The organism is Streptomyces sp. CAI-85 (genome assembly GCF_013363615.1).
GTDB classification, from domain to species: domain Bacteria; phylum Actinomycetota; class Actinomycetes; order Streptomycetales; family Streptomycetaceae; genus Streptomyces; species Streptomyces antibioticus_B.
Genome location: NZ_JAANNX010000011.1, coordinates 35,196 through 56,639, shown reverse-complemented (window position 1 = coordinate 56,639; position 21,444 = coordinate 35,196). Strand labels below are relative to the sequence as shown.

The 21,444-nt window shown below is 68.8% G+C and carries 21 protein-coding genes; 9 read left to right on the top strand and 12 right to left on the bottom strand.

Annotated features, from left to right (window positions below; genetic code table 11):
• Positions 1–37 precede the first annotated feature (37 nt).
• From G6W55_RS15795 to G6W55_RS15780, 4 genes are all read left to right on the top strand, one after another.
• A complete protein-coding gene (locus G6W55_RS15795) occupies positions 38–697 on the top strand; it encodes a hemerythrin domain-containing protein (protein ID WP_175521476.1) in 660 nt (219 codons plus the stop codon).
• 31 nt (positions 698–728) lie between these two features.
• Positions 729–2,198 (top strand): MFS transporter, encoded by a 1,470-nt coding sequence (locus G6W55_RS15790; protein ID WP_175521475.1) that lies wholly within the window; start codon positions 729–731, stop codon positions 2,196–2,198.
• 929 nt (positions 2,199–3,127) lie between these two features.
• Positions 3,128–4,072, top strand: coding sequence for a MarR family winged helix-turn-helix transcriptional regulator (locus G6W55_RS15785; protein WP_175521474.1), 945 nt, complete (start codon positions 3,128–3,130; stop codon positions 4,070–4,072).
• Between the two features lie 206 nt (positions 4,073–4,278).
• Positions 4,279–5,169: an alpha/beta fold hydrolase gene (locus G6W55_RS15780; protein ID WP_175521589.1), complete on the top strand. Its 891-nt coding sequence runs from the start codon at positions 4,279–4,281 to the stop codon at positions 5,167–5,169.
• Positions 5,170–5,187: 18 nt separating this feature from the next.
• On the opposite strand, the gene G6W55_RS15775 is transcribed toward G6W55_RS15780, so the two are convergent.
• Entirely contained in the window at positions 5,188–5,736 is a 549-nt protein-coding gene (locus tag G6W55_RS15775) for a serine hydrolase (RefSeq protein ID WP_175521588.1), read from the bottom strand.
• A 592-nt stretch (positions 5,737–6,328) separates the two neighbouring features.
• On the opposite strand from G6W55_RS15775, the gene G6W55_RS15770 reads away from it, so the two are divergent.
• The 5 genes from G6W55_RS15770 to G6W55_RS15750 all read left to right on the top strand — a co-directional run bounded on the left by G6W55_RS15770 (position 6,329) and on the right by G6W55_RS15750 (position 10,946).
• On the top strand, positions 6,329–7,321 hold the full coding sequence (locus G6W55_RS15770; protein WP_175521473.1) for a hypothetical protein: 993 nt from the start codon (positions 6,329–6,331) through the stop codon (positions 7,319–7,321).
• Positions 7,322–7,780 carry an NUDIX hydrolase gene (locus G6W55_RS15765; RefSeq protein ID WP_175521472.1) on the top strand — a complete coding sequence of 153 codons (459 nt, stop codon included), beginning with the start codon at positions 7,322–7,324 and terminating at the stop codon, positions 7,778–7,780.
• A 55-nt stretch (positions 7,781–7,835) separates the two neighbouring features.
• Entirely contained in the window at positions 7,836–8,543 is a 708-nt protein-coding gene (locus G6W55_RS15760) for a hypothetical protein (protein WP_175521471.1), read from the top strand.
• 36 nt (positions 8,544–8,579) lie between these two features.
• On the top strand, positions 8,580–9,398 hold the full coding sequence (locus G6W55_RS15755; RefSeq protein ID WP_175521470.1) for a hypothetical protein: 819 nt from the start codon (positions 8,580–8,582) through the stop codon (positions 9,396–9,398).
• 1,056 nt (positions 9,399–10,454) lie between these two features.
• Positions 10,455–10,946 carry a nucleotidyltransferase domain-containing protein gene (locus G6W55_RS15750; RefSeq protein WP_175521587.1) on the top strand — a complete coding sequence of 164 codons (492 nt, stop codon included), beginning with the start codon at positions 10,455–10,457 and terminating at the stop codon, positions 10,944–10,946.
• Positions 10,947–11,041: 95 nt separating this feature from the next.
• On the opposite strand, the gene G6W55_RS15745 is transcribed toward G6W55_RS15750, so the two are convergent.
• The 11 genes from G6W55_RS15745 to G6W55_RS15695 form a co-directional block, all read right to left on the bottom strand.
• Positions 11,042–11,710 (bottom strand): hypothetical protein, encoded by a 669-nt coding sequence (locus G6W55_RS15745; protein WP_175521469.1) that lies wholly within the window; start codon positions 11,708–11,710, stop codon positions 11,042–11,044.
• Between the two features lie 100 nt (positions 11,711–11,810).
• Entirely contained in the window at positions 11,811–12,185 is a 375-nt protein-coding gene (locus G6W55_RS15740; RefSeq protein ID WP_175521468.1) for an N-acetyltransferase, read from the bottom strand.
• 104 nt (positions 12,186–12,289) lie between these two features.
• Entirely contained in the window at positions 12,290–13,222 is a 933-nt protein-coding gene (locus G6W55_RS15735) for an LD-carboxypeptidase (RefSeq protein WP_175521467.1), read from the bottom strand.
• Positions 13,223–13,273: 51 nt separating this feature from the next.
• Entirely contained in the window at positions 13,274–14,434 is a 1,161-nt protein-coding gene (locus tag G6W55_RS15730; RefSeq protein ID WP_175521466.1) for a M20/M25/M40 family metallo-hydrolase, read from the bottom strand.
• Complete coding sequence (locus G6W55_RS15725) at positions 14,427–15,266, bottom strand: M55 family metallopeptidase (RefSeq protein WP_175521465.1); 840 nt, start codon at positions 15,264–15,266, stop codon at positions 14,427–14,429. The genes G6W55_RS15730 and G6W55_RS15725 overlap by 8 nt, the downstream gene beginning before the upstream one ends.
• Positions 15,263–16,408, bottom strand: a complete 1,146-nt coding sequence (menC, locus tag G6W55_RS15720; RefSeq protein WP_175521464.1) for an o-succinylbenzoate synthase — start codon at positions 16,406–16,408, stop codon at positions 15,263–15,265. The genes G6W55_RS15725 and menC overlap by 4 nt, the downstream gene beginning before the upstream one ends.
• A gap of 64 nt (positions 16,409–16,472) precedes the next feature.
• Positions 16,473–17,333: a hypothetical protein gene (locus tag G6W55_RS15715; RefSeq protein ID WP_175521463.1), complete on the bottom strand. Its 861-nt coding sequence runs from the start codon at positions 17,331–17,333 to the stop codon at positions 16,473–16,475.
• Positions 17,330–18,391, bottom strand: coding sequence for an ABC transporter ATP-binding protein (locus tag G6W55_RS15710; protein ID WP_175521462.1), 1,062 nt, complete (start codon positions 18,389–18,391; stop codon positions 17,330–17,332). The genes G6W55_RS15715 and G6W55_RS15710 overlap by 4 nt, the downstream gene beginning before the upstream one ends.
• Positions 18,388–19,437: an ABC transporter ATP-binding protein gene (locus G6W55_RS15705; RefSeq protein WP_175521461.1), complete on the bottom strand. Its 1,050-nt coding sequence runs from the start codon at positions 19,435–19,437 to the stop codon at positions 18,388–18,390. The genes G6W55_RS15710 and G6W55_RS15705 overlap by 4 nt, the downstream gene beginning before the upstream one ends.
• Positions 19,434–20,387 carry an ABC transporter permease gene (locus G6W55_RS39405; protein WP_175521460.1) on the bottom strand — a complete coding sequence of 318 codons (954 nt, stop codon included), beginning with the start codon at positions 20,385–20,387 and terminating at the stop codon, positions 19,434–19,436. The genes G6W55_RS15705 and G6W55_RS39405 overlap by 4 nt, the downstream gene beginning before the upstream one ends.
• Positions 20,384–21,442 (bottom strand): ABC transporter permease, encoded by a 1,059-nt coding sequence (locus tag G6W55_RS15695; protein ID WP_085213129.1) that lies wholly within the window; start codon positions 21,440–21,442, stop codon positions 20,384–20,386. The genes G6W55_RS39405 and G6W55_RS15695 overlap by 4 nt, the downstream gene beginning before the upstream one ends.
• Between the last annotated feature and the right edge of the window lie 2 nt (positions 21,443–21,444).

Genomic DNA, 21,444 nt, shown 5'->3' with positions numbered 1-21,444 from the left:
TCGTTCCAAGCCGGACACGTGCAGGAGGGAAGAGGACATGGGCGACTTCAAGAACCTCGACATGACGATGATGTTCGCCATCCACGACGCGCTCCGCCGTGAACTGGAGCGCATCGCACGGATCACCTCCCGGGTGGACGAGGACCCTCGGCACGTGCTGAGCACCGCGGTCGGCTGGGAGCTGTTCAAGAAGTTCCTCACCGCCCACCACACCTCCGAGGACCGCACCCTGTGGCCGGTGATGTACGAGGCGCTGGCCGGCCGAGGTGCCGACTCCGAGATCGCGCTGCTCGACGCGATGGAGGACGAACACGCGGTCATCGACCCGCTGTTGGCCGACATCGACGCCGCGCTCGCCGACCGGGACTCGGGCGCCGGACGCCTCGGCGGCCTGGTCGACACGCTCTGCACCGACCTCCGCGCCCACCTCGACCACGAGGAGCGGGAGGCGCTCGCGCTCATGGACCTGACCCTGAGCCCGCAGCAGTGGGGGGCGTTCAGCGCCGAGCAGAAGGACCGCATCGGCAGCGACGCCAACCGCTACCTCCCGTGGCTCCTGGACGACATCGACGCCGCCCGGGTCGCCGTGATCCTCGGCAAGCTGCCGCCGCCGCTGCGCGCCGCCTACGAGACCGAGTGGCGTGCCGCCTACGAGGACCTGGACATCTGGGCCGTCAAGGACGCCGCAGGACGCTGACCCCCTCCCCGAACCCCCTCTGGAGACGTTCATGTCGACGCAGGACAGAACCGAAGCCGCTCCACCGGGCCCCGGCACACCCCCGGGCGCCGCCGCGTCGGCCCCGTCCGGGGAGCGGCTCGGGCTCGCCCTCGCGGTCATCGCCGCCGCCCAGCTCATGCTGGTCCTCGACAACACGATCGTGGCCGTCGCCCTGCCCAGCATGCAGAGCGCGCTCGGTCTCTCCGACGCCCGCCTCGGCTGGATCGTCACCGCCTACGCGCTGGCCTTCGGCGGTCTGCTGCTGGCCGGCGGCCGGGCCGGCGACCTCTTCGGCCGCCGCCGGGTGTTCCGCGCCGGACTCGTGATCTTCACCCTCGCCTCGCTGTTCGGCGGCCTCGCGGGCAGTGGTGAGGCGCTGATCGCGGCCCGGGTCCTCCAGGGCGTCGGCGCGGCGATCGCGGCACCGACCGCGCTCTCCCTGCTGGCCTCCACCTTCCCGGCGGGCCCGGCGCGCAACAAGGCGCTCGGCGTCTACGGGGCGATGGGCGGGCTGGGTTCCGTCGTCGGCCTGCTGCTCGGCGGGGCGCTGACCGAATACCTGAGTTGGCGCTGGGTGATGTACATCAACATCCCGATCGCCGTCGCGGTCCTCATCGGCACCGGCGTCCTGAAGGAGGGCGAGCGGGACCGCGGCAAGGTCGACGTGCCCGGCGCGCTGACCGCCACCTTCGGCTTCGGCTCCCTCGTCTACGGCATCAACCGGGCCGGCGAGAAGGGCCTCGACGACGGCACCACCCTGATCGCCCTGGCCGTCGCGGTCGTACTGATCGCCGCGTTCGTCGTCATCCAGCGCGCCAGCCGGGCGCCGATGCTGCCGGGCTCGGTCCTCGCCGACCGGAGCCGTGCCGGGGCGAACGCGGTGATGTTCCTGGTCGGGGCGGGCATGTTCGCCACGTTCTACTTCCTCACCCTCTACATGCAGATCGTCAAGGGCTACGAGCCGATGATCACCGGCCTCGCCTACCTCCCGTTCGCCATCGGCATCGGCTTCGCGGCGGGTGGTGTCGGACCGCAGTTGCTGGCCAAGGTGCCCGAACGTTCGGTGATCGCCACCGGACTGGTCATCGGCGTCGCGGGCATGGTCTGGCTCAGCTTCCTCGCGCCCGGCCAGAACGCCTTCGCCGTCCTGCTGCCCGCCCAACTGGTCTGCGGGTTCGGGCTCGGCCTGGTCTTCGTCACGGTCACCGTCATCAGCGTGCGCGGCGTCTCCCCGGAGGACACGGGCATCGCGGCCGGGCTCATCAACACCAGCCAGCAGATCGGCGGCGCGGTGGGCCTCGCCGTCCTCGCCGCGACGGCCTCCGTCATCACCGACCACAACCTGCCCGGCGACCGCGCCGAGGCGCTCACCGCGGGCTACGCGTACGGCCTCCTCATCGGCGGCGGCATCTACCTGATCGCCCTGATCGTGACCCTGAGCACCATCAGAACCACGGCACCACACCCCCAGCCCCACTGACGAACCGACGCGCCCCTGACACAGGCCGCCACCGGTCCCCCCTCCGCCCCGCCCGGGCCTTCCCCCCTCCGGGCGGGGTCAGGCGTGCGGCGTGCGCGGGGGTGGGCTTCGGTGGGCTGGGGTTGGTGTTCCGGGTGCGGTCTGGCGGGGCTGGTGCGTTGGATCTGGGGCCAGTCGGGCGTGTCCGGTGTGCAGTTTTCCGAAGGGTAGGAACGGCGGCGGGCCGCGGTCGGGTGATCCGGGTCCGGTCCGGCGGGCTCGTGCGCTAGGAGCGGGCCTAAATGGACGCGTTCCGTGTGCGCCTCCCCGAACGGTGGTGCGTGGCGGGCTCCGACGGGCCGGGGCCTGTGAGCCGGGTTTGGCCCCGCCTGGCCGGTGCGCTTGTGCGGGTCCGGTCGTGCGCGTTCCGTGTGTGCCTTCCTGAACAGTGGCTCACGGTGGGCCTCGGCGGGCACCGGCCCGGTGATCCGGGTCCTGGTTCGGCTGGGCTCGTGTGCCTGGCCCGGTTCAGGTCCGGCAGGATCGTGCGCGTGGTCCGAGTCCGGTCCGACGCGTCCCGCGTGGAGCTCCTTGAACAGTGGCTCACGGCGGGCCGAGGCCGGCCGTAAGCCCGGTGATCCTGGCCCGGCCTCGCGGGGCCGAGTGCCTGATCCCGGGCCGAACCTGCGGGGGTCGTGCGCCCGCCGCTCCGGGCCTTGTCCGGCGCGGCCGGGGGCCCGATCCCGGGATGGGTCCGATGGGGCCGGGGGTCCGATCCCGGGACTGGCCCGATGGGGCCGGGCGCCCGATCCTGCCCCCTGTCCCGCAGGGCCCGTGCCCCCGTCCGGCCCCGGTCCCGTACGACCCCCGGCCCCGGTTCCGCAGGGCCCCCGGCCCAGGTCCCGTAGCCCCCGTCCGCCGTATACTCGGTTTCCGGTTTCGGAGGGGAGATGACGATCGTGGGAGGCGAGCGCGGCGCGATGCGGGGATCCGAGTCGGAGGCGGAGGCCACGGCCGAGGTCGCCGGGGTTCTGCCCGAAGCGCTCACCGGGTTCATCGGCTACCTCCTGCGCCGGGTCTTCGCGCAGTTCACCACCTTCGCCGACGGCCCCGAGGACGACTCCCGGGACTTCCTCGTCCTGGACGCGCTGACCGGCGGCGACTGGGTCTCGCAGCTCGACCTGGCCGAGCGGCTCGGCATCAACCGCACCATCATGGTCGGCGTCATCGACCGTCTGGAGGCGCGGCACCAGGTGCTCCGCACCCGTAACCCGGACAACCGCCGTCAGTACATCCTCTCCCTCACCGACGAGGGCCGCGCCGCCGTAGAGGCGGGCCGCCGCGCCGTCGCCGAGCGGGACGCCCGGCTCACCGCCGCGCTCAGCCCCGAACAGGTCACCCGCCTCAACACCCTGCTCGCACGGCTCCTCCCGCAGAGCACCCAGGACCTCGTGCAGGGCACCGAGCACCTGGTCGAGCAGGCCCACCACCGGCTGCGCCGGCTCGGCGACGAGAAACTCGCCGGGACCGGACTGCGGGTCCGCCACTACGGGCCGCTCTCCATCCTCGCCGCCTCAGGCCCCTGCCCGCAGCAGCGGCTCGCCCAGGAACTGGCCATCACCGGACCCGCGACCTCCCAACTGGTGGACGAGCTGGTCGACGGCGGGATGGTCCACCGCGGCCGCGACCCGCACGACCGCCGCCGCCACGCCCTGGAGCTGACCGAACTCGGGCACACCCAGCTCAAGGCGGTCGCCGAGGCCGTCGACCAGCTCGCCGCCGAGGTGTCGGCCCTGCTCGGACCCGGCGGCGAGGAGGAGCTGCGCGCGCTGCTCGTGCAACTCCTCGAACCGGCCCACCCCGGCGTCGCCGAAACAGCCGGAAGGCGTGGCTGAGCCACAAATACCCGCAGTCAACCTAACTTTTTCCAGCGGGGGTTGGGGAAAGAAAGCCCGGAGGGGCTGACGGCGTACCTCGCGGAAATGATGTACGACCTGGCCAGTGTGGACAGAACACCCCGGGACATCGCGCCGACCTGGAGCCCGACCCCCGTAAGGCGACCCTCCTGGCCCTGCGCAAGATCTTCCACCAGAACTGCCACATGTTCCGGCAAAGCAGTGACTCCTTCACGTTCCACCTCGCCGTGAAGCACGGCTGCGCAGGCAAACAGAACCGGCGCGCGGTCCTCGTCGCCCTGCACGGCGCGGGCATGCGCGCCGGCTACTTCGACAACCGCGCCCGCCCCGGCCTGTCCCTCCTCACGCTGGGAGCCCGCCTCGGCTACACGGTGCTCGCCGTCGACCGCCCCGGCTACGGTCTCTCCGCGGCACGGCTGCCCCACGGCCTGGCCCTCACGGACGCCGCCCGCGTCCTGAGCGCCGCGCTGGCCGACTTCGCGGCCCGGCACGCCACCGGGGCCGGCCTGTTCCTCGTCGCCCACAGCTACGGAGGCAAACTCGCGATGGCGGCCGCCGACACCCTCGGCGACACGCTGATCGGCATGGACATCTCCGGCCTCGGCAACCGTCTCGCCGTAGACCCGCACCAGCTCCCGGGACCCGGCGGCCGGGGCGAGTGGCGCAAGCACTGGGGTGCCCTGCGCCTCTACCCGCCGGACCCCTTCCGGCTCGGGCAGGCACTCCTCTCACCGGTCCCCGAGATCGAGGCGGCGCAGGGCCCGTCGTGGCCGACGCTGTATCCCGAGCTGGCCGCACGGGTCAGGGTCCCCGTGCGCTTCACGTTCGCCGAGCAGGAACAGTGGTGGCGGCACGACGAGGCGGCGGTGGCCGCCCTGACCCGGCCGTTCGTATCAGCCCCGGTACGCGTGGACCGTCAGCCCGACGCGGGCCACAACATCAGCCTCGGCTGGGCGGCCCGCACCGATCACCTGCGGGTGTGCGGATTCCTGGAGGAATGCCTCCTGGGCCGCGACGCCCGACCGGCGCACGTGGCGCGGCCGGCACACACGTCAGGCAATGCTCCACGCCCGTAGCACGGCAGCCCTGCTCTGTCAGAACTGCTGCTGATGGCTGTCGAGGGTGTGGAGGATGTCGTCGCAGGCGCGCTGGAGCGTGGTGGCGGCGCTTCGGGTGGTGTGTCGGGGATGGGAGGCCAGGGCGGCCCAACGGGCGGAGAGGGCGACGGCCGCCTCGCGGAGTTGCGTGGGGGTGGCGGTGGCGGGCAGGCCGAGGCGGTCGGTGAAGACGTCCCCCTCGAACCCGGTTACGTGACCCAGCAGTTGGCGTTGAGTGATCCTCCGCGCGGCTTCCGCGTCGGCGATGCGGTACTCGGGGAGAACGTCCCGCACCGGAGCGTCGAGATCCAACTTCCCCTCGTCGGCCAACTGCATGAGCAGCGTCGCGGTCACGACCTTGGTGATCGAGCCGATCTGGAAGAGCGAGTCCACCGTGGCCCGCATCCCCGTGGCCGCGCTCAGCACCCCGGCCACACTCTCCGCTACTCGCTCGCTCACCCCGACGGCCACAGCGGCCCCCGGCACACCCCACTCCGTGAGCAACCCGGGCAACCGCGCACGCAACCACGCCCCTACCCGGTCCATCTCAACCTGCCCGTCCAACCCGTCCGACTCCACCACGGCATCCCTCTTGCTCGGTGCGGGGGAGCCTACGAGCTGGGGGAGTGGCGGACTTCGTCCGCTAGGACCAAGTGGGGGGCGGAGGTCCGGACGTCGCTTCGTGCTCTCAGCCCTGACTGACGGCACGGGTTAGGGGCTGTCCCGGAGATGATCTCTGAGTCGTCTCAAGCGTGGCGGTGTTAGAAGTCGAACCGGGCTCGGCTTCGGCGCAACCGCGACGTTGCTCACGGCTTGGAATCGCCTGCGCTCACGGGTTCGCCAACCGGCTCCTGCCGCCGACTGCCAGAGGCTCGAGATCAGCTCTTCGCCGAGACCTGGCGCGACAACACCCAGCGGCGGGATCCACCTTGTGATCAAGCTCGGCGCTCGCAACGAGTTGGGCTTCCGAAACGCTGAGAAGCAGCCAATTACAGACATGCCACACACCGCCTGTCAAACCAAGGGACGCGAACGCACCGTTCAACCTCGCAGACCCGCAGAGCCTAGACGGTGACTTGCAGGGCATGCTTCGCTATGGGCTTGCGTCCTGCAGGTGCCGTCACCAACGGAGTCGCCGATGTCTTCCTTGCCAAGCGATACGAGGACCGCGCGACGCATCGTCACGTACGCCTTTTGGTTGATGACGACGCTTAGTTTCGTTGCCGGACTGGCTCTGTTGCTGCTGGACAAAGAAGCCAGTGTCGAGCAGAAGCTCTCTTCGATTGGCTCCGGAATCGTCTCGGCGGCACTTTTTGCAGCATTTGTGACGTTGTTCGTCAACCGAGAGTCGAACTACTTTCTCAGACACTCACTCACGGAACTCTTCCGGGAGCAGCGAGACGCGACCGTCGCCGAGCTGACGAGAATATCGGAAATGCACATGCCGACCCGAGAGTATCCTCCCACGGATCACTTCGACAGCAGCTTCATGAGCGACTTGATGAAGGACTTCAAGAAATCATCCGAGATTCAGTTTCGAGGAAGCACCGGCAAGTGGATAGCGCCCTACGTCAACTACTGCTCCAAAGCGTTCACCGAAGTTCATGTACTCATGCTCGATCCGTCGAACATCCGGTCGCTTCGCCGGCGGGCGGCCGACAGGATGCTCATACCTTCGGCGTCTGAGCGCACGATCGATGAGATCGTGGAAGAACTGCGGAACGAGATAGCTCGAACCCTGATTGCGCTCTTCGATCTCAGGAACAAGTGCAAGGTTTGCGTGTCCCTCGACGGTACTTTGCTTTCCGTGGTGAGGCTGGAACGTACGGACGAAGCGGTGTATGTCGCGTTGTACCACGCCAATCCCGGTCGCTCCACCGTGAACCCGACGACCTATCGGTACTCGCACCTGTCGCTCGCCTATCAGACGTACTCATTGGAGTTGTCGAGGCAATTGGAGACGGCGGAGCGGCGCGTCACCTTTGATCACAGGGACAATGAGAGTGATTTGATGAGTGCGCTCGACGATGTGGGATTGGGGCACATCGACTCCGGCGAGGTGGCGAGGCTGCGTCTGTCCGCCAAGGAATTCGAAAGGCGATTCTTCGTCAATATGAGAAAGGTGGCGTAGGTGAGGCAACAGTCCGAGGACGACAGCACTGATGGCCTCTTTGCGATTGTAGTGGCCGGTGTCTGTATTGTCGACTCGAGGATTGCACTTGTACGGAGATCTTTGAATGATTCGATAAAGCCAGGTGCTTGGAGCGTGCCGGGAGGACATGTTTGCCACGGAGAAACAGTAGAGGAAGCATTGAGGCGGGAGATCCTGGAAGAATCTGGGATCGAAGTAAAGGATGCCGTGCTCGTCGGAACGTCTGCCTATGAGGAGCCAGCCCCACGTCGATCGGTCTCTGTTATTCAGTTGAACTATCTCGTCCATTGCGATCCCTGTGATCTGTCTGTGCAAAGCTCCGAGGTCTTGGATGCGAGATGGGTTGCGAGTGATGAGCTCGAAGGTATGGATCTGGATGCTTTTACTCGAAACATCCTAGATCAGGCCCTTGGTAAGGGTATGGCGCAAGACCTGTGAGATGTAGTCGGCGACTCCACGAGGGTTAACGGAAATGTATCCACAGGACGTTCCCGTGTCCAAGCAGAAAAATGGCGCACAGAAGTTCAGCTTCAGTACTGTGACCGACTTTGATGCGCATATCTCCACAGAGATTCGCGGATACGACCTCCTCGATGAAATTGTCGTCGGCTTGGCCCATGCCATTATCCAATCGGGGACAAACGTTTATGACATCGGTTGTTCCACGGGCCGTCTGATCAACACGCTCGCCTTGCACGTCGAATCCGAGGAGGACGAGTCGCGCAGAAAGTCGGTCAATTTTATTGGCGTGGAACCCAACGTCAACTTCTCGAACTCCTTCGCCGCGAGTCGCAGAAATGCGAAACTCTTGCAAGAAAAGGTGTCGCCAGCCACCAGATTCTCGAATGCAAGCCTGATCACCGCTATATTCACCTTTCAGTTCATACCGGTCCATGAGCGGCAGGAGATCGCTCGAAACATTCATTCTGCGTTGACCCTCAACGGCGCTTTTATCCTGGCGGAAAAGGTTTACGCGAAGGATGGATATCTGGAGCATCTGATCGACGATCGGCACATCTCCTTCAAGCAGGAGTTTCGCAGTGCGGAAGAGGTGCTGGGGAAGAATCGGCAGCTTCATTCGATCATGCATCCGCTGACTCTCGACGGCAACATACGACTTCTCGAATGCGCCGGATTCAGCCGGTACGAAGTTTTCTGGCGTGTCAACAACTTCGTGGCGATAATTGCTGTGAAGTCCTGACGTTGTTTCCATGAAAGATCAGGAGTGGAGGTCGCCGTGACGAGTTCGGCTCGGGGGGCACAGGGAAAGGGTATCGTCGTCGTCAAACCGCCCGACTACTATGAGCAGTACCGAAAATTTGTCGAGGCCGGCGACGAAAAGGAGGTCGTCGCCGGGGTTCTTGGTCCCTTACTGGGGCCGGGAAGTATTTTGGATGTCGGTGCGGGGTGCGGTGACATACCGGAGATCCTCGGCCTCAGAACCCGTGACTATACGGCAATTGAATGTCACGTCCAGTGTGTGGAGGTGCTTCGCGCCAAGAGCCTCAATGTCATTGAAGCCACATTTCCCTGTAACCTGACCAGGCGCTATGACAATATTCTCCTGTGTTACTGCTTGTATGGTGGAAGATTTCAGTGCGAAGCGATCCTGGATGCCGCGTGGGGTGCGCTGGAAGAGGGCGGCAGAATCATCGTGGTCACGTTTCGCGATCATTTGGACGACTATAACCGGCTCTTGCATCGCATTGGGCATACATTGCGAGGACACGGTGATCGCTATTTCGCGATGATTCTTCGCAAGCTGGAGTCACTTGCACCAGTCACCCGAGACGTGGCGCATAGTTCCCTCTATGGCAGAGATCTCGGTGAGCTGGCCGATGTGCTGAGCTTTATGGCCACGAACAGCAATGCTGGCACGGTCCAGAGGCGCGGAGAGATCCGTGAAACGATACTGGCCGAACGTCCGTATCTCGACGGGCTATACCGTACGGAGTCTGGTGCCTATCGTTTTCCGATCGTCCATCATGTCTTGGTCATCACCAAGGGGATGACGATGCCGCGCGAGCAATCCGGCTCCAGGGGGAGAGTGAGCTGAAGTGATCGGTACGAAAGATTTTGGCGATCTGGCTCAGGAGTTGATCTCTCTTGGGAACGAACCGGGTGACGGAGGGCTGGACAAGGCACATCACGCGCTCTCGGAGCGCTTCGACGTTGCGCGGCTGGCGCGAGCATACTGCTCCACACTCCAGCCGGCTGCGAGGGAGGGAATGCTCTGCATGTCGGCAGAGCGGAGTACCCACTACAAGTGGTGCATTGCTTCCTCAGGGCACCGGAAGGCGCGGGTCTGGCTTCACGTCTACAAACCCTGGAGCGGCGAAGTGGCGGATTTCGCAGCGTCCATTCACGACCATCGATATGCATTCGTGAGTGCAGTGTTGAGTGGCTGTTTGTGGGAACGGAGGTGGGATCGGATCGAAGGAGGGAGGGTTCGCGCACGGCGGGTAGTTGAGCGCAGCGCAGGGGAAACGTACAAAATTGAATCCTCGGAGGTTCACTCGATAGAAAAGGTAAGTGAGGGAACGGTCACTTTGGTCCTGCAAATGGCGGCAACGAAGTTCTATAGTTCGGTGTATGATGCAAACTCTCTGAGGATCAAGCGACGTATTAGTGACCTGGAGGAGGTGTTCGAGCGGATGGTCCATGAGGCCGGGGCATGATCTCTGGTCCGACCGATGAAACCACCAGGCCGTCCGGAGCCGCGAGACAATTACGGGCGTGACCGGCCTGGAGGGCGGTGTGCGGACTGATGGGCACCGTTGGCCCCGACGTGTGCGCGTGCCTCAGCTTTGGCCTTCTCGGCTGTGCGAGGCGACGTAGCGGGTGCCGAGTGGGAGATCGAAGGCTGCTGGAACGATCCTCCCGCGCGTTCGGATCATCCGCCTACCGAGCGGTGAGGTGGGCAGTGATCACCCAGGGACCCGGGGCGCCGCGCCGCGTCCCTGCCCCTTCGGGTGCGCCCCAACTGGCTGGGAGACTGCCGCCCGCGTTGACACGCCGACCGACGATCACAGAGCGGTTCCGACCTTGCTCTGTCGCTCCTGGGAGAAATTGTTCGCCGTTGGCTGCCGAGGTTCCTAGCCTGCACCACGTGATGTCACCTGATGAAGTGTTGATCATCCTCGCGCTGTTGCGGCGGGCGGGCGCTGATGTCTGGGTCGGTGGCGGATGGGGCATCGATGCTCTGGTGGGCGAACAGACCCGTGACCACCGCGACCTGGACATCATGCACCGGCAGGACCAGGAGGCCACCGTGCTGGCGGCCCTCAGCTCGGCAGGCTACGCGGAAAGCCTGAACTGGCGGCCGGTCCGATTCGTCATGACGGCCCCGGAGGGCAGGGAGATCGATCTTCATCCACTGGTTTTCAGCGACGATGGCTCGGCGGTGCAGGCGTCACCCGACCCGCAACGCCCCTTCGTCTATCCCTCCTCCTGCTTCGTGACGGGCACCATCAAGGGCACACCCGTCACATGCCTGTCCGCCGAGCAGCAGGTCTACTTCCACCAGGGCTACGAACCATCGCAACGCGACCGGGACGACATGGCACAACTGCGCCGGGTCTTCGGAATCGCCACGCACTTTTGATAGTGAAGCGGCCGTTCCCGATCATGCCCGCCGCCACGAGGCGCGATGGTGAACGAACTCACCGAGCGGAACAGAGCACTACCTGACAGCCGCCATCACCCGGATCGATCAGCCACGCTGGAGAGTGGAGTACGCACTTCCACGCGGAGCCGGACGGACGTGTCGATGGGCAGGCCCAGGGACGCGTACCGCAGGTCCTTCGAGTACGTCGCGATGAGGTCGAGATCCTCAAGTTGCCGACGGAGCTCGGCAACAAGGGCCTCGTCGAGGCCGGGTGTGTCCTCATCCGACTCGGCGAGGTACTGAAGGTGCTCATCCACAGCGTCCACGGCCCGGCGGCCGGCCCAGATTGCGAAGTCCGCGCACTCGAAGAGGTAGGCGTGCGCGGCATGGAGTGTCGCGGCTGCCGCGTGCTCGTCCGCGTCGTCGGGACCGTCCTGGCCGTCGTTGTGGCAGTAGTCGCTGAGCAGGTACTCGGCCACCCCGCGTTTCACGGCAGTGAAAGCGGTCGAGTCCCCGAGGACGGCCTCCCACACGGAGTTCAACAGAGGTCGAAGGCTTATGGTGAACGGCGCCTGATCCTCCTCGGGCAATGCCTCGTGCCGGCACATGAGCCGTTCCGCGGCGCCGGCGGCGAAGACTCCACGCTCGTCTGACGACATGGCCGTCAGACGCTCCTCCACCACCGCTGCCAGGTCTTGCCACGTGTCCATCAAGCCCCCCGAGTCGAGATACCGGCGGCTCACGCACGCCTCGGTGATCATCGCACCGACAAGTGACAACGCAGCACTGCAAGCCCGGGCACGCTCCGCAGACGGCGACCGAGCCACCGACGAGGCGGCGGGACGCCGGAGGGGCGACGCTCTATGGGGTTGTGTCGCGCAGGTTCGGGCGATGCCTGGGCAGTCCGAAGCCTGCCATCTGCTTCTCCTCGTAGGACAGGAAGCCAAGGCTCCGGTAGAAGGCGTGGTTGCGCCGGCCTTCCGGTGACGACTCGTGGTCTGTGGACAGGAGGAAGAAGCGGCAGTGCGAGTAGCGCCGCATGAGGTGCTCGATCAGGGCTCGGCCGATGCCCCGCCGGTGATGGGCAGGGTTGACCACGACGTCCTGGACGTAGCAGATGTGTTCGTCGTCGGAGATGGTCCGGGCCAGGGCGAGGAGTGTTCCTGAACCCCCCACGGCGGTGCCGCCTGTCGGTACCTGCTTCTCACCGCATCTGACGTCACGCTCGTGAGCCACGTCAAGATCAGGTGCCGGCGAGGCGGTAGGGGGCGGGTCGACGCCCCCCGCGACCCGCCCACGCGCGTGTGCGCCCCTCACCCGCACCCCCCGTCCCCACCGCCTTAGCCAAGCACCGGATCCAAGAACGTCAGCACACCCCCGTCCGCATCGAGCCGGGCCCGCGTGCCAATAGGAAACGTCTGCTGAGGCACCCCATGGCCGATGTCCGCGCCTACCAGGACCGGGATGCCGAGGTCGGCGAGGCGGTCGTGGAGGAGTTGCTCTACGCGTTCGCGGGTGCCGCAGTCGGTGAAGGTGCCGCAGACGATGCCGGCCGCGCCGTCGAAGTAGCCGGCGCGGCGGAGCTGGGTGAGGAAGCGGTCGAGGCGGAAGGTCTCCTCGTCCACGTCCTCGAGAAGGACGATGCCTCCGCGCGCGGGCAGTGACGTGTCCGTGCCGAGGGAGCAGGCGAGCAGCGTGACCGTGCCGCCCAGGGTGACGCCCTCGGCCGTGCCGCCGACCAGCGGGCGGGAGTCCGGGAAGCGCAGTTCCTTCACCGAGGCCGGGTCGGTGAGCAGCGCGGCGAGGCCGTCGAAGTCGGCGCGGCCCGGGTGGAAGCCGCGGATGGCGGGCATCGGGCCGAACAGGCCCTTCCAGCCCAGCTTCACCGCCACCGCCTCCATCAGCGCCGTCACGTCGGAGAAGCCGATGACGGTGCGCGGAGTGGGCGTGCCGATGGCGTCCCAGTCGACCAGTTCCAGAGTGCGCTGGGCGCCGTAGCCGCCGTTGGCGCAGAAGACGGCCGTGAACGCCGGGTCGGTGAGCGCGGCGGTCAGGTCGCGGGCGCGCAGCGCGTCGTCGCCGGCCAGGTACTCGCCGGTCGCCCGCGCCGAGGCGAACACCTCCGGCTGGAAGCCGAGTCCGCGCAGCGACTCCAGGCCGGTCTCCAGGTTCTCCTGGTCGGTCGGTCCGCTGGCGGCGATCACGGCGACACGGTCACCGGGCTTGGGCGCGACGGGGCGGATGAGGCCCTCGGAGGGGAGGGTGAGGGGCATGGTGGTGCTCCTTGACATGACAATTGACAAGACAGGGGTCCAAGACAGGGGTCAGTGCGTGTGCAGGTACGTGGCGATCAGTGCCGCCCGCTCCAACAGGGAGGACAGCGAGGCGTGTTCGTCCTCGCTGTGGGCGCCCGCGCCCGCCGGACCCAGGCCGTCGACCGTGGGGATGCCGAGCGCACCGGTGATGTTGGTGTCGCCGGCGCCGCCGGACGAGCCGAGGGGTAGGGGCAGTTCCAATGTGGTTGCCAGCGTGGTGAGTTCGGCGGCCAAGGGGTTGGCCGGGTCCATCGCCCACGCCGGGCGGTGGGACAGCCTCTCCGCGGTCAGCGCCGCGCGCTCCCGCACCGGCCTCGGCTCCAACAGGGCCGTCATCAGGGCCCGTTCCGTCTCGGCGGTGGCATAGCGCAGGCCGATCTCCGCTTCCGCGTGGTCGGCGACGACATTGGCGCGCGTCCCGCCGCTGATCGTGCCGACGTTCAGCGCGGCGTCGGGGAGCGCGGCGGCCGTCGCCCGCAACCCGGCTAGCTGATCCACGAGTTCGTCGATCGCGGAGACGCCGAGGGCGGCGTCGAGCCCGGCGTGGGCGCTCACCCCGCTGACGCGAAGCCGTACCCGGGCCACCCCGCGCCGGCCGATCTTCAACGCGCCCCCGGGCAGCGGAGGTTCGAGGCCGAGCACCGCGTGGGCGCCCTCGGCGTGCTGGGCCACGAGGCGGCTGCCGTCGGGGCTGCCGATCTCCTCGTCGTTGACCACCACCAGCCGTACCGCACGTCTGGGCGTGGCTCCCGTACGGGACAGCAGGCCCATCGCGAGCTCTACGGCGACCAGGGAGCCCTTCATGTCGAAGACCCCCGGGCCGGTGACCGTGTCCCCGTCCTCGGCGAGCGTGAAGGGGCGCCGGGCGACCGTCCCGGCCGGGAAGACGGTGTCGCTGTGCGCCACGAGGAGTGTGTGTCCGGCCGGGGAACCGTCGTCGGCGCTCTCACGCCCGTTCCAGTACGCCACCAGGTGATCGCCACCCGGTCCCGGCGGCTGCTCCACGCGGTCGGCGGTGGCGGAGAGGCCCGCTGCCAGTTCCCTGCCGAACACCGCCGCGCGGTCGGCGTCGCCGGACGGGGTCTCCAACGACACCAGATGCGACCAGCGTTCGAGGACGGTGTCGCCGAACGTGCGGGCCAGCGACAGGAGTTCGGAGGGCTCAGCCATAACAGTTCTCCACGGCCGAGGTGACCACCCGGGTCAGCGCGCGGAAGCAGCGGATCGCCTCGTACATCGTCGGCAGCGTGAACCGTACGGTCAGCGCGTCGGTCTGGACGACGCCGGGGATGTAGCTCGCGGCGGGCGCCAAGTGGGCCGCGTCGAAGGACACTTCGTAGGTGTAACCCTCGGCGGGCGGCGCCGTCGGGCCCCCGGAGGCGGGCAGGGACGCGAGGCCCTCGCGCGCGGCCTCGGTGATGCGGGCGGCGCTCACCTCGGGCGGCAGACAGATCGCGGAGTAGCGGTCCACGCACGTCTTGACCACGGCGTGGGCGGCGTGCGGCGCCCAGCCGCGGGCGTCCTCGCAGCACAGGTCGTCGCCGGTGACCAGGACGACCGGGACGCCGTACTCGTCGGCGAGCAGGGCGTTCATACGGCCCTCGGAGGCCGGTTCGCCGTTGATGCGCACCGCGGTGATGGTGTTGGGGAGATAGGTGTGGGCGAGGACGCCCGGCTGGCCCGCGCCGGTGTGGTAGCCGACGAAGCCGACCGCGTCGGGGGAGCGGTCGATGCCCTCCATCATGCCGAGCGGCTTGTGCGTGCCGATCAGCAGCGTGGCCCGGGTGTCGAGCCGGTCGAGGAGCAGATTGCGCTGGTCCGCGTGGGCCTCGTTGACGAGGATCTCGGTGGCGCCGGCGGCGGCGAATCCGGCGATCGCGGCGTTGACGTCGGCGGTGAGGAACTGCCGGTTGTACTCCCAACGCGCGTGTCCCGGCTCGCAGTCGTCGGGGAAGGTGACGCCGGTGACGCCCTCCATGTCGGCGGAGATCAGGACCTTCATGCTGCCTTTCCTTCCAGGGTGGCGCCGGGACGGATGGTCCAGGTGCGCGTGGTGTGCCGGCTCAGTCGGCCGGGGTCGACGTCGAGGCCGATGCCGGGCCGGGAGCGGGGTACGGCGACCATGCCGTCCACGGCGCGGATCGGCGGCGTGACGATGTCCTGCCGGTAGTACTTGTCGGAGCCGGAGACGTCCGAGGGCAGCGTGAAGCCGGGCAGTCCGGCGAGGGCCAGGTTGGCGGCCCGGCCGATGCCGAACTCGTGCATCCCGCCGCACCACACCGGCACCCCGGCGTCCAGGCACAGGTCGTGCACCGTCTTCGACGGGCCGAGCCCGCCGAGCCGGGACACCTTGATGTTGACGACGTCCGCCGCGCCCAGGTGGAGCGCGGTGCGCAGCACGTCCGGGGTGGTGACCGACTCGTCCAGGCACACCGGGGTGTCGAGGCGGGCGGCGAGCCGGGCGTGGGAGAGCAGGTCGGTGGCGGCGTACGGCTGCTCGATCATCAGCAGGCCGCGTCCGTCCAACTCCGCGAGTACGGACTCCTGTTCGGGGCGGTAGGCGGTGTTGGCGTCCACCTGGAGGGCGACGCCGGGGAAGGCGTCCTGGACGGCGCGGACCGGTTCGAGGTCCCAGCCGGGGCGGATCTTCAGCTTGATCCGGCGGTAGCCGTCGTCGACATGCCGGGAGACCTGCGCGAGCAGCGCGTCGATCGTCGGCTCGATGCCGAGGCTGACCCCGGCGGGCACCGCGTCGGCGTCGGCGCCGAGCACGTCGGCCAGCGGCTCGCCGCGCCGCTGCCCGTACAGGTCCCAGCAGGCCATGTCGAGGCCGGCGCGGGCGAAGTGGTTGCCGCTCACCTTGGCGGTGAGCCGGGCCGCGTCCTCGGGGTGGTCCCAGGCCCGGCCGAGCAGCATCGGGGCGAGGTACTCGCCGAGCACCTGCCAGCAGCTCCAGGTGGACTCGCCGCAGTAGAACGGGTCGCTCGGCGAGGCGCACTCGCCCCAGCCGACGCTGCCGTCCTCCGCGGTCGCGCGGACGACGATGTGCTCCAGATACGACTTGCGGTGGGAGCTGGTCTCGAAGGAGTGGACGAGATCGAGGCGGACCAGCGCCAGCTCGATCTCGGCAAGGGTGACGGTCATGTGCGAAGTCGTCCTAACAAGAGGCCCGGACTAGCTAGAGGCCCGGACTAGCAAGAGGTCCGGACTAGCAAGAGGTCCGGCGGGCTGTGCCGGGCGCGGCGGCACGGGGGATGAAGCGGTAGGCGGCGAGGCCGTCGGGCAGCCGTACGCACGAGACGGCCGTACGGTCGGCGAGCAGCCGGGCGAAGGCGGACGTGAGACGGCCGCGCAGCCGGGCGGCGTGCTCCGGGCCGGCGTCGGCGCGCAGCCGGTGCCAGTCGTCGGGCAGGACCACGATCCGGTCGTCGCCGTCGTCGTACACCTGGCCGACGCTCCAGCCGCCCGGCGGCGCACCGGGAGCGGGCACGGCGGGCCGTGCCGGGGCGTCCAGGTGCCAGGAGACGATGAAGCGGTCGGTGGACTCGCCGGTGGCGGCGCCGAAGCCCGAGGCGCCGTACATCGCGGGCTTGACCGCGTCCACCACCGCGCCGAGCACGTCCAGGTTGAAGTGGGCGTTGCGGGTCTGCATCGGGTCGTACGCCCAGCGGATCAGCGTCGTCCCCTCGGCGAGGCAGCGGTCGCGCTGGCCGAGTTTGAGGAGCCGTCCGATGCCGAGGCCCTGGCGTTCGTGCGCCACCACGGCCAACTGGGAGTACTGGTACAGGCGCGGGCCCTGTCCGTCGGTGCCCCGGTCGCGGGCCAGGAAGCTGTAGGTGAACCCCACCAGCGCCTCGCCGAGATAGGCGCCGACGACCAGGCCGCTGTTGTCCTGGAGAGCGGTCAGCAGCCGTGGGTTGAGGCTGCCGTCGCCGGGGCGCAGGCCCATGACCCGCTCGTACAGCGCGACGCAGTCGGCCATCTCCAGCGGGCCGTCCACGTCCCGTACGACCAGCGGCGCAGCCGGGCGGGTGCCGGCCGCGCACCTCGGCGTCGCCGTCGCGTTCACGACACGCTCACGAGGTGACACGCGGCCCGACCGCCCACCGGAGCCGACAGCGACGCCGACGCCGTAGAGGGCGCCCACGTGGACAGGACCGGCAACGCCCGCCGATCGCACCCCGCCTCCGCGCGCCCCGCCGCGTCGAGACCGGCCCACACCGGGCAGCGCGGATGGAACCGGCAGCCGCCGGGCACGTCCGTCGGGTCCGGCGGCTCGCCCTGGAGGAGCTGGGGCCGGCGCGCACCGGGCCCGCCCTGCGCGGACACCACCGACAGCAGCGCCTTGGTGTACGGATGCTGCGGCGCGAGCAGGACCTCCTCCACGGTGCCCACCTCGACGATCCGCCCCAGGTACATCACGGCCACCCGGTCGGCGATGTTCCAGGCGAGCCCCAGGTCGTGGCTGACCACCAGGGAGGACAGGCCGAGGTCGCGGCGCAGGTCGAGGACGAGCTTGAGGATCTCGCCGCGCACGGAGGCGTCCAGAGAGGCCACCGGTTCGTCGGCGACGATCACCGAGGGCTCCAGCGCCAGCGCGCCCGCGATCACCACGCGCTGCTGCTGACCGCCGGACATCTCGTGCGGGAAACGCGACAGGAACTGCTCCGGAGGGCGCAGCCCGGCCTTGGACAGGGCGGAGTGCACGCGCTGTTCGAGGCCGTCCTTCATCCGGTGCAGCCGGGGGCCCTCGGCGACCGCGTCGAACACGTTCTGCCGCGGGTTGAGGGCGCCGCCGGGGTCCTGGAGGACGAACTGCACCTTGCGGCGGTGCGCCTTGAGCGCGGCGCCGGTGTGGCGCAGCGGCACGCCGTCGCACAGCACCTCGCCGGACGTGGGCCTGACCAGTCCGGTCAGGGCGCGGGCCAGGGTGGACTTGCCGCAGCCGGACTCGCCGATCAGGGCGAGGATCTCGCCGCGGCCCAGATGGAGGTCGACGCCGTCCACCGCGCGGGCCGGGCCGCGGCCCGCCCGGGGCGGGTAGGTGATGTGCAGGTCGCGGACCTCCAGCGCGGGCGCCGTGGCCGCGTCGGGTCCGGTGACCGTGCCCGGGGCGGTGACGGTCATGAGCGGGCTCCTTCCGGGGACGGTTCGGGCTCGTGCGGGGCCGTGGGGACGTCGGGGAAACCGGGCAGCACCCGCAGGCACGCCGACTGCCGTGCGGGACCGGCGGGCCACAGCGCGACGGGGCTGCTGTCGCAGACCTCGTGCACGTCGGGGCAGCGGGCCGCGAAGGGGCAGCCCGGGCCGAGGGCGGCCGGGTCGGGCGGGTCGCCGGGCAGCCCGGCCGGCGCCATCCGGGAGGCGGGGTCGCCGATGGTGGGGAAGGCGCGGGACAGCGCCCGGGTGTACGGGTGCCGGGGATCGTCCAGGAGCTGCCGGGAGGGGCCGGACTCCACCAGCTCACCGGCGTACATCACCGCGAGGCGGTCGCACATCTGGCCGAGGACGGACAGATCGTGGCTGATCATGATGACGCCGATGCCCTCGTCGCGCACCCGGTCCGACAGCAGGTCCAGGATCTGGGCCTGCACCATCACGTCGAGCGCGGTGGTGGGCTCGTCCGCGATGACCAGGTTCGGGCGGCAGGCCAGGGCCATGGCGATCATGATGCGCTGGCGCTGGCCGCCGGAGAACTCGTGCGGATAGCTGCGCATCCGGCGCGCCGGGACGCCCACCGACTCCAGCAGCTCGGCCGCGCGGGCGCGGGCCTGCCTGTCGGTGATCCGGCCGCCCTCCTCGCCGGCCCTGCGGCCGTGCAGCAGGATCGGCTCGACGAGCTGGTCGCCGATGGTGTGCACCGGGTTGAGGGCGGTCATCGCGCCCTGGAAGACCACGGAGGCTTCCGCCCAGCGCACCGCGCGCATCCGGCTCCAGTTGGCGGTGAGCAGGTCCTCGCCCTGGTAGAGCACCTGGCCGGTGACCTCGGCGGCGGCCGGCAGCAGCCGTAGCAGGCTCATCGCCAGGGTGGACTTGCCCGAGCCGGACTCGCCGGCCAGGCCGAGCGTCTGCCCGGCGTCCAGGGTGAGGTCCACCCCGCGCACGGCGGGCACGGTGCGCCCGCCGCCGTGATACGTGACTCTGAGGTCCTTGACCTCCAGCATCGCGTTCAACGTGTCTTCACCGACCTCGGGTTGAGAAGGGTCTCCACGGCGCGGCCGGTCAGGGTGAAGCCGAGGACGACGATCAGGATGGCGATGCCCGGCGGGTACAGGTACCACCAGGCGCCGGAGGTGACGGCGCCGCCGCTCAGCGCCGAGTTGAGCATCGCGCCCCAGGAGATGCCGGTCGGGTCGCCCAGACCGAGGAAGGTCAGGGTCGCCTCGGACAGGATCGCCGAGGCCACCGTGAGGGTGGAGGAGACCAGGATCAGCGGGGTGACGTTGGGCAGGACGTGCCGCAGCATCACCTGCGGTCCGCCCGCGCCCAGCGCCCTGGCCCGCTCGATGAACGGCTTGGCCTCCACGGCGAGGGTCTGCGCCCGCACCAGGCGGGCCGTCGACGACCAACTGGTGACCGCGATGGCGATGGTGATGGACGCGGTGCCCTGCCCGATCACCGCCGACAGCGAGATCGCCAGCGGCAGGCTCGGCAGGGCGATGAACCAGTCGGTGAGGTGCATCAGCGCCTTGCCGATCCAGCCGCCGTAGTGCCCGGCGACCAGCCCGACGGCGCTGCCGAGCACCACCGTCAGCACGGTCGCCATCAGCCCGATGGACAGCGAGGAGCGGGCTCCCCAGATGACCAGCAGCAGGATGGAGCGCCCTTCCTGGTCGGTGCCGAGCGGATAGCCGTCGGTGGGGGAGTGCAGGGAGGGGCCGTCCACCTTGATGACGTTGAGGTCGTCGTCGGAGATGAACAGCGGTGCGCACAGGGCGAGCAGGCCGAACACGACGAGGATGCCGAGGCCCGCCACACCGGAGCGGATGCGCACGAAGGACCGTACGAAGCCGCCGAGTCCGGCGTTTCGCGACCGCGGTACGACCGCTGCGGCCGGCGGCGCGGGGTCGGTGCCCGTCGCCGGGGGCGGGGCGGTCTCGGTGAGGGGTTCGTGGTGGGTCACTGGGCACGCACCCGGGGGTCGAGGAAGCGGTAGATCACGTCGGCGAGGAGGTTCATGAGGATCACCGACGCGCTGAAGACGATGAACGTGCCCTGGAGCAGCGGCAGATCGGGCACCTTCAGGGCCTGGTAGCTGAGCTGGCCCAGGCCCGGCCAGGAGTAGACGGTCTCCACGGTGATGGCACCGCCGAGCACCGTGCCCAGGTGCATGAAGATCATGGTGACCGAGGGCAGCAGCGCGTTGGGTACGGCGTGCCTGCGCCGTACGTCGTCGTCGCGCAGCCCCTTGGCCCGCGCGGTGAGCAGATAGGGGCTGCCCAGCTCGTCGATGATCGAGGAGCGCATGACGGCCACGTACTGGGCGAAGACCACCAGGACCATGGTCAGACAGGGCAGCACCAGATGCTTGGCCACGTCGAGGACATGGTCGAGGCCGCCGGTGATCGCGGGGTCGCTCATCCCGCCCGCCGGCAGGAAGCCGGGGAACGGGCCGATGCCCACGCTGAACGTGATCAGCAGGATCATGCCGAGCCAGAACGTCGGCACCGACCAGAGCGTCAGGGAGGCGCCGGTGGCGATACGGTCCAGCCAACTGCCGTGCCGCCAGCCGGACCTGACGCCCAGCCAGAGACCCAGCGCCACCGAGATGAGGGTGGCGCTGCCCATCAGCAGCAGGGTCGGCCACAGTCGGTCCCCGATGAGCGAGCCGACCGGCTGCTGGAACTCCCAGGAGTCGCCCAGATGCCCGCTCAGGGTGTCGGTCACGAAGTGGAAGAAGCGCTCCGGCACCGACTGGTCCAGGCCGAGCTGCCGGCGCAGCTCCGCCATCTGCGCGTCGCTGGTCGGCCGGCCGCGGGTGATGGACTGCACCGGGTCGGCCGGCATCAGGCTGAACAGGACGAAGCCGATGACGAGCGTGGCCAGGAAGCTGACCGCCGCGGCCGCCAGCTTCGTGGCCAGGTAGCGGGCGAATCCCGAGCCCGGTCGGCGGCCGGGGCCCGGCGCGGGCGCGGTCTTCACCGCGTCCGCGCCGGTGACATCGATGGTGTCTGCCACGG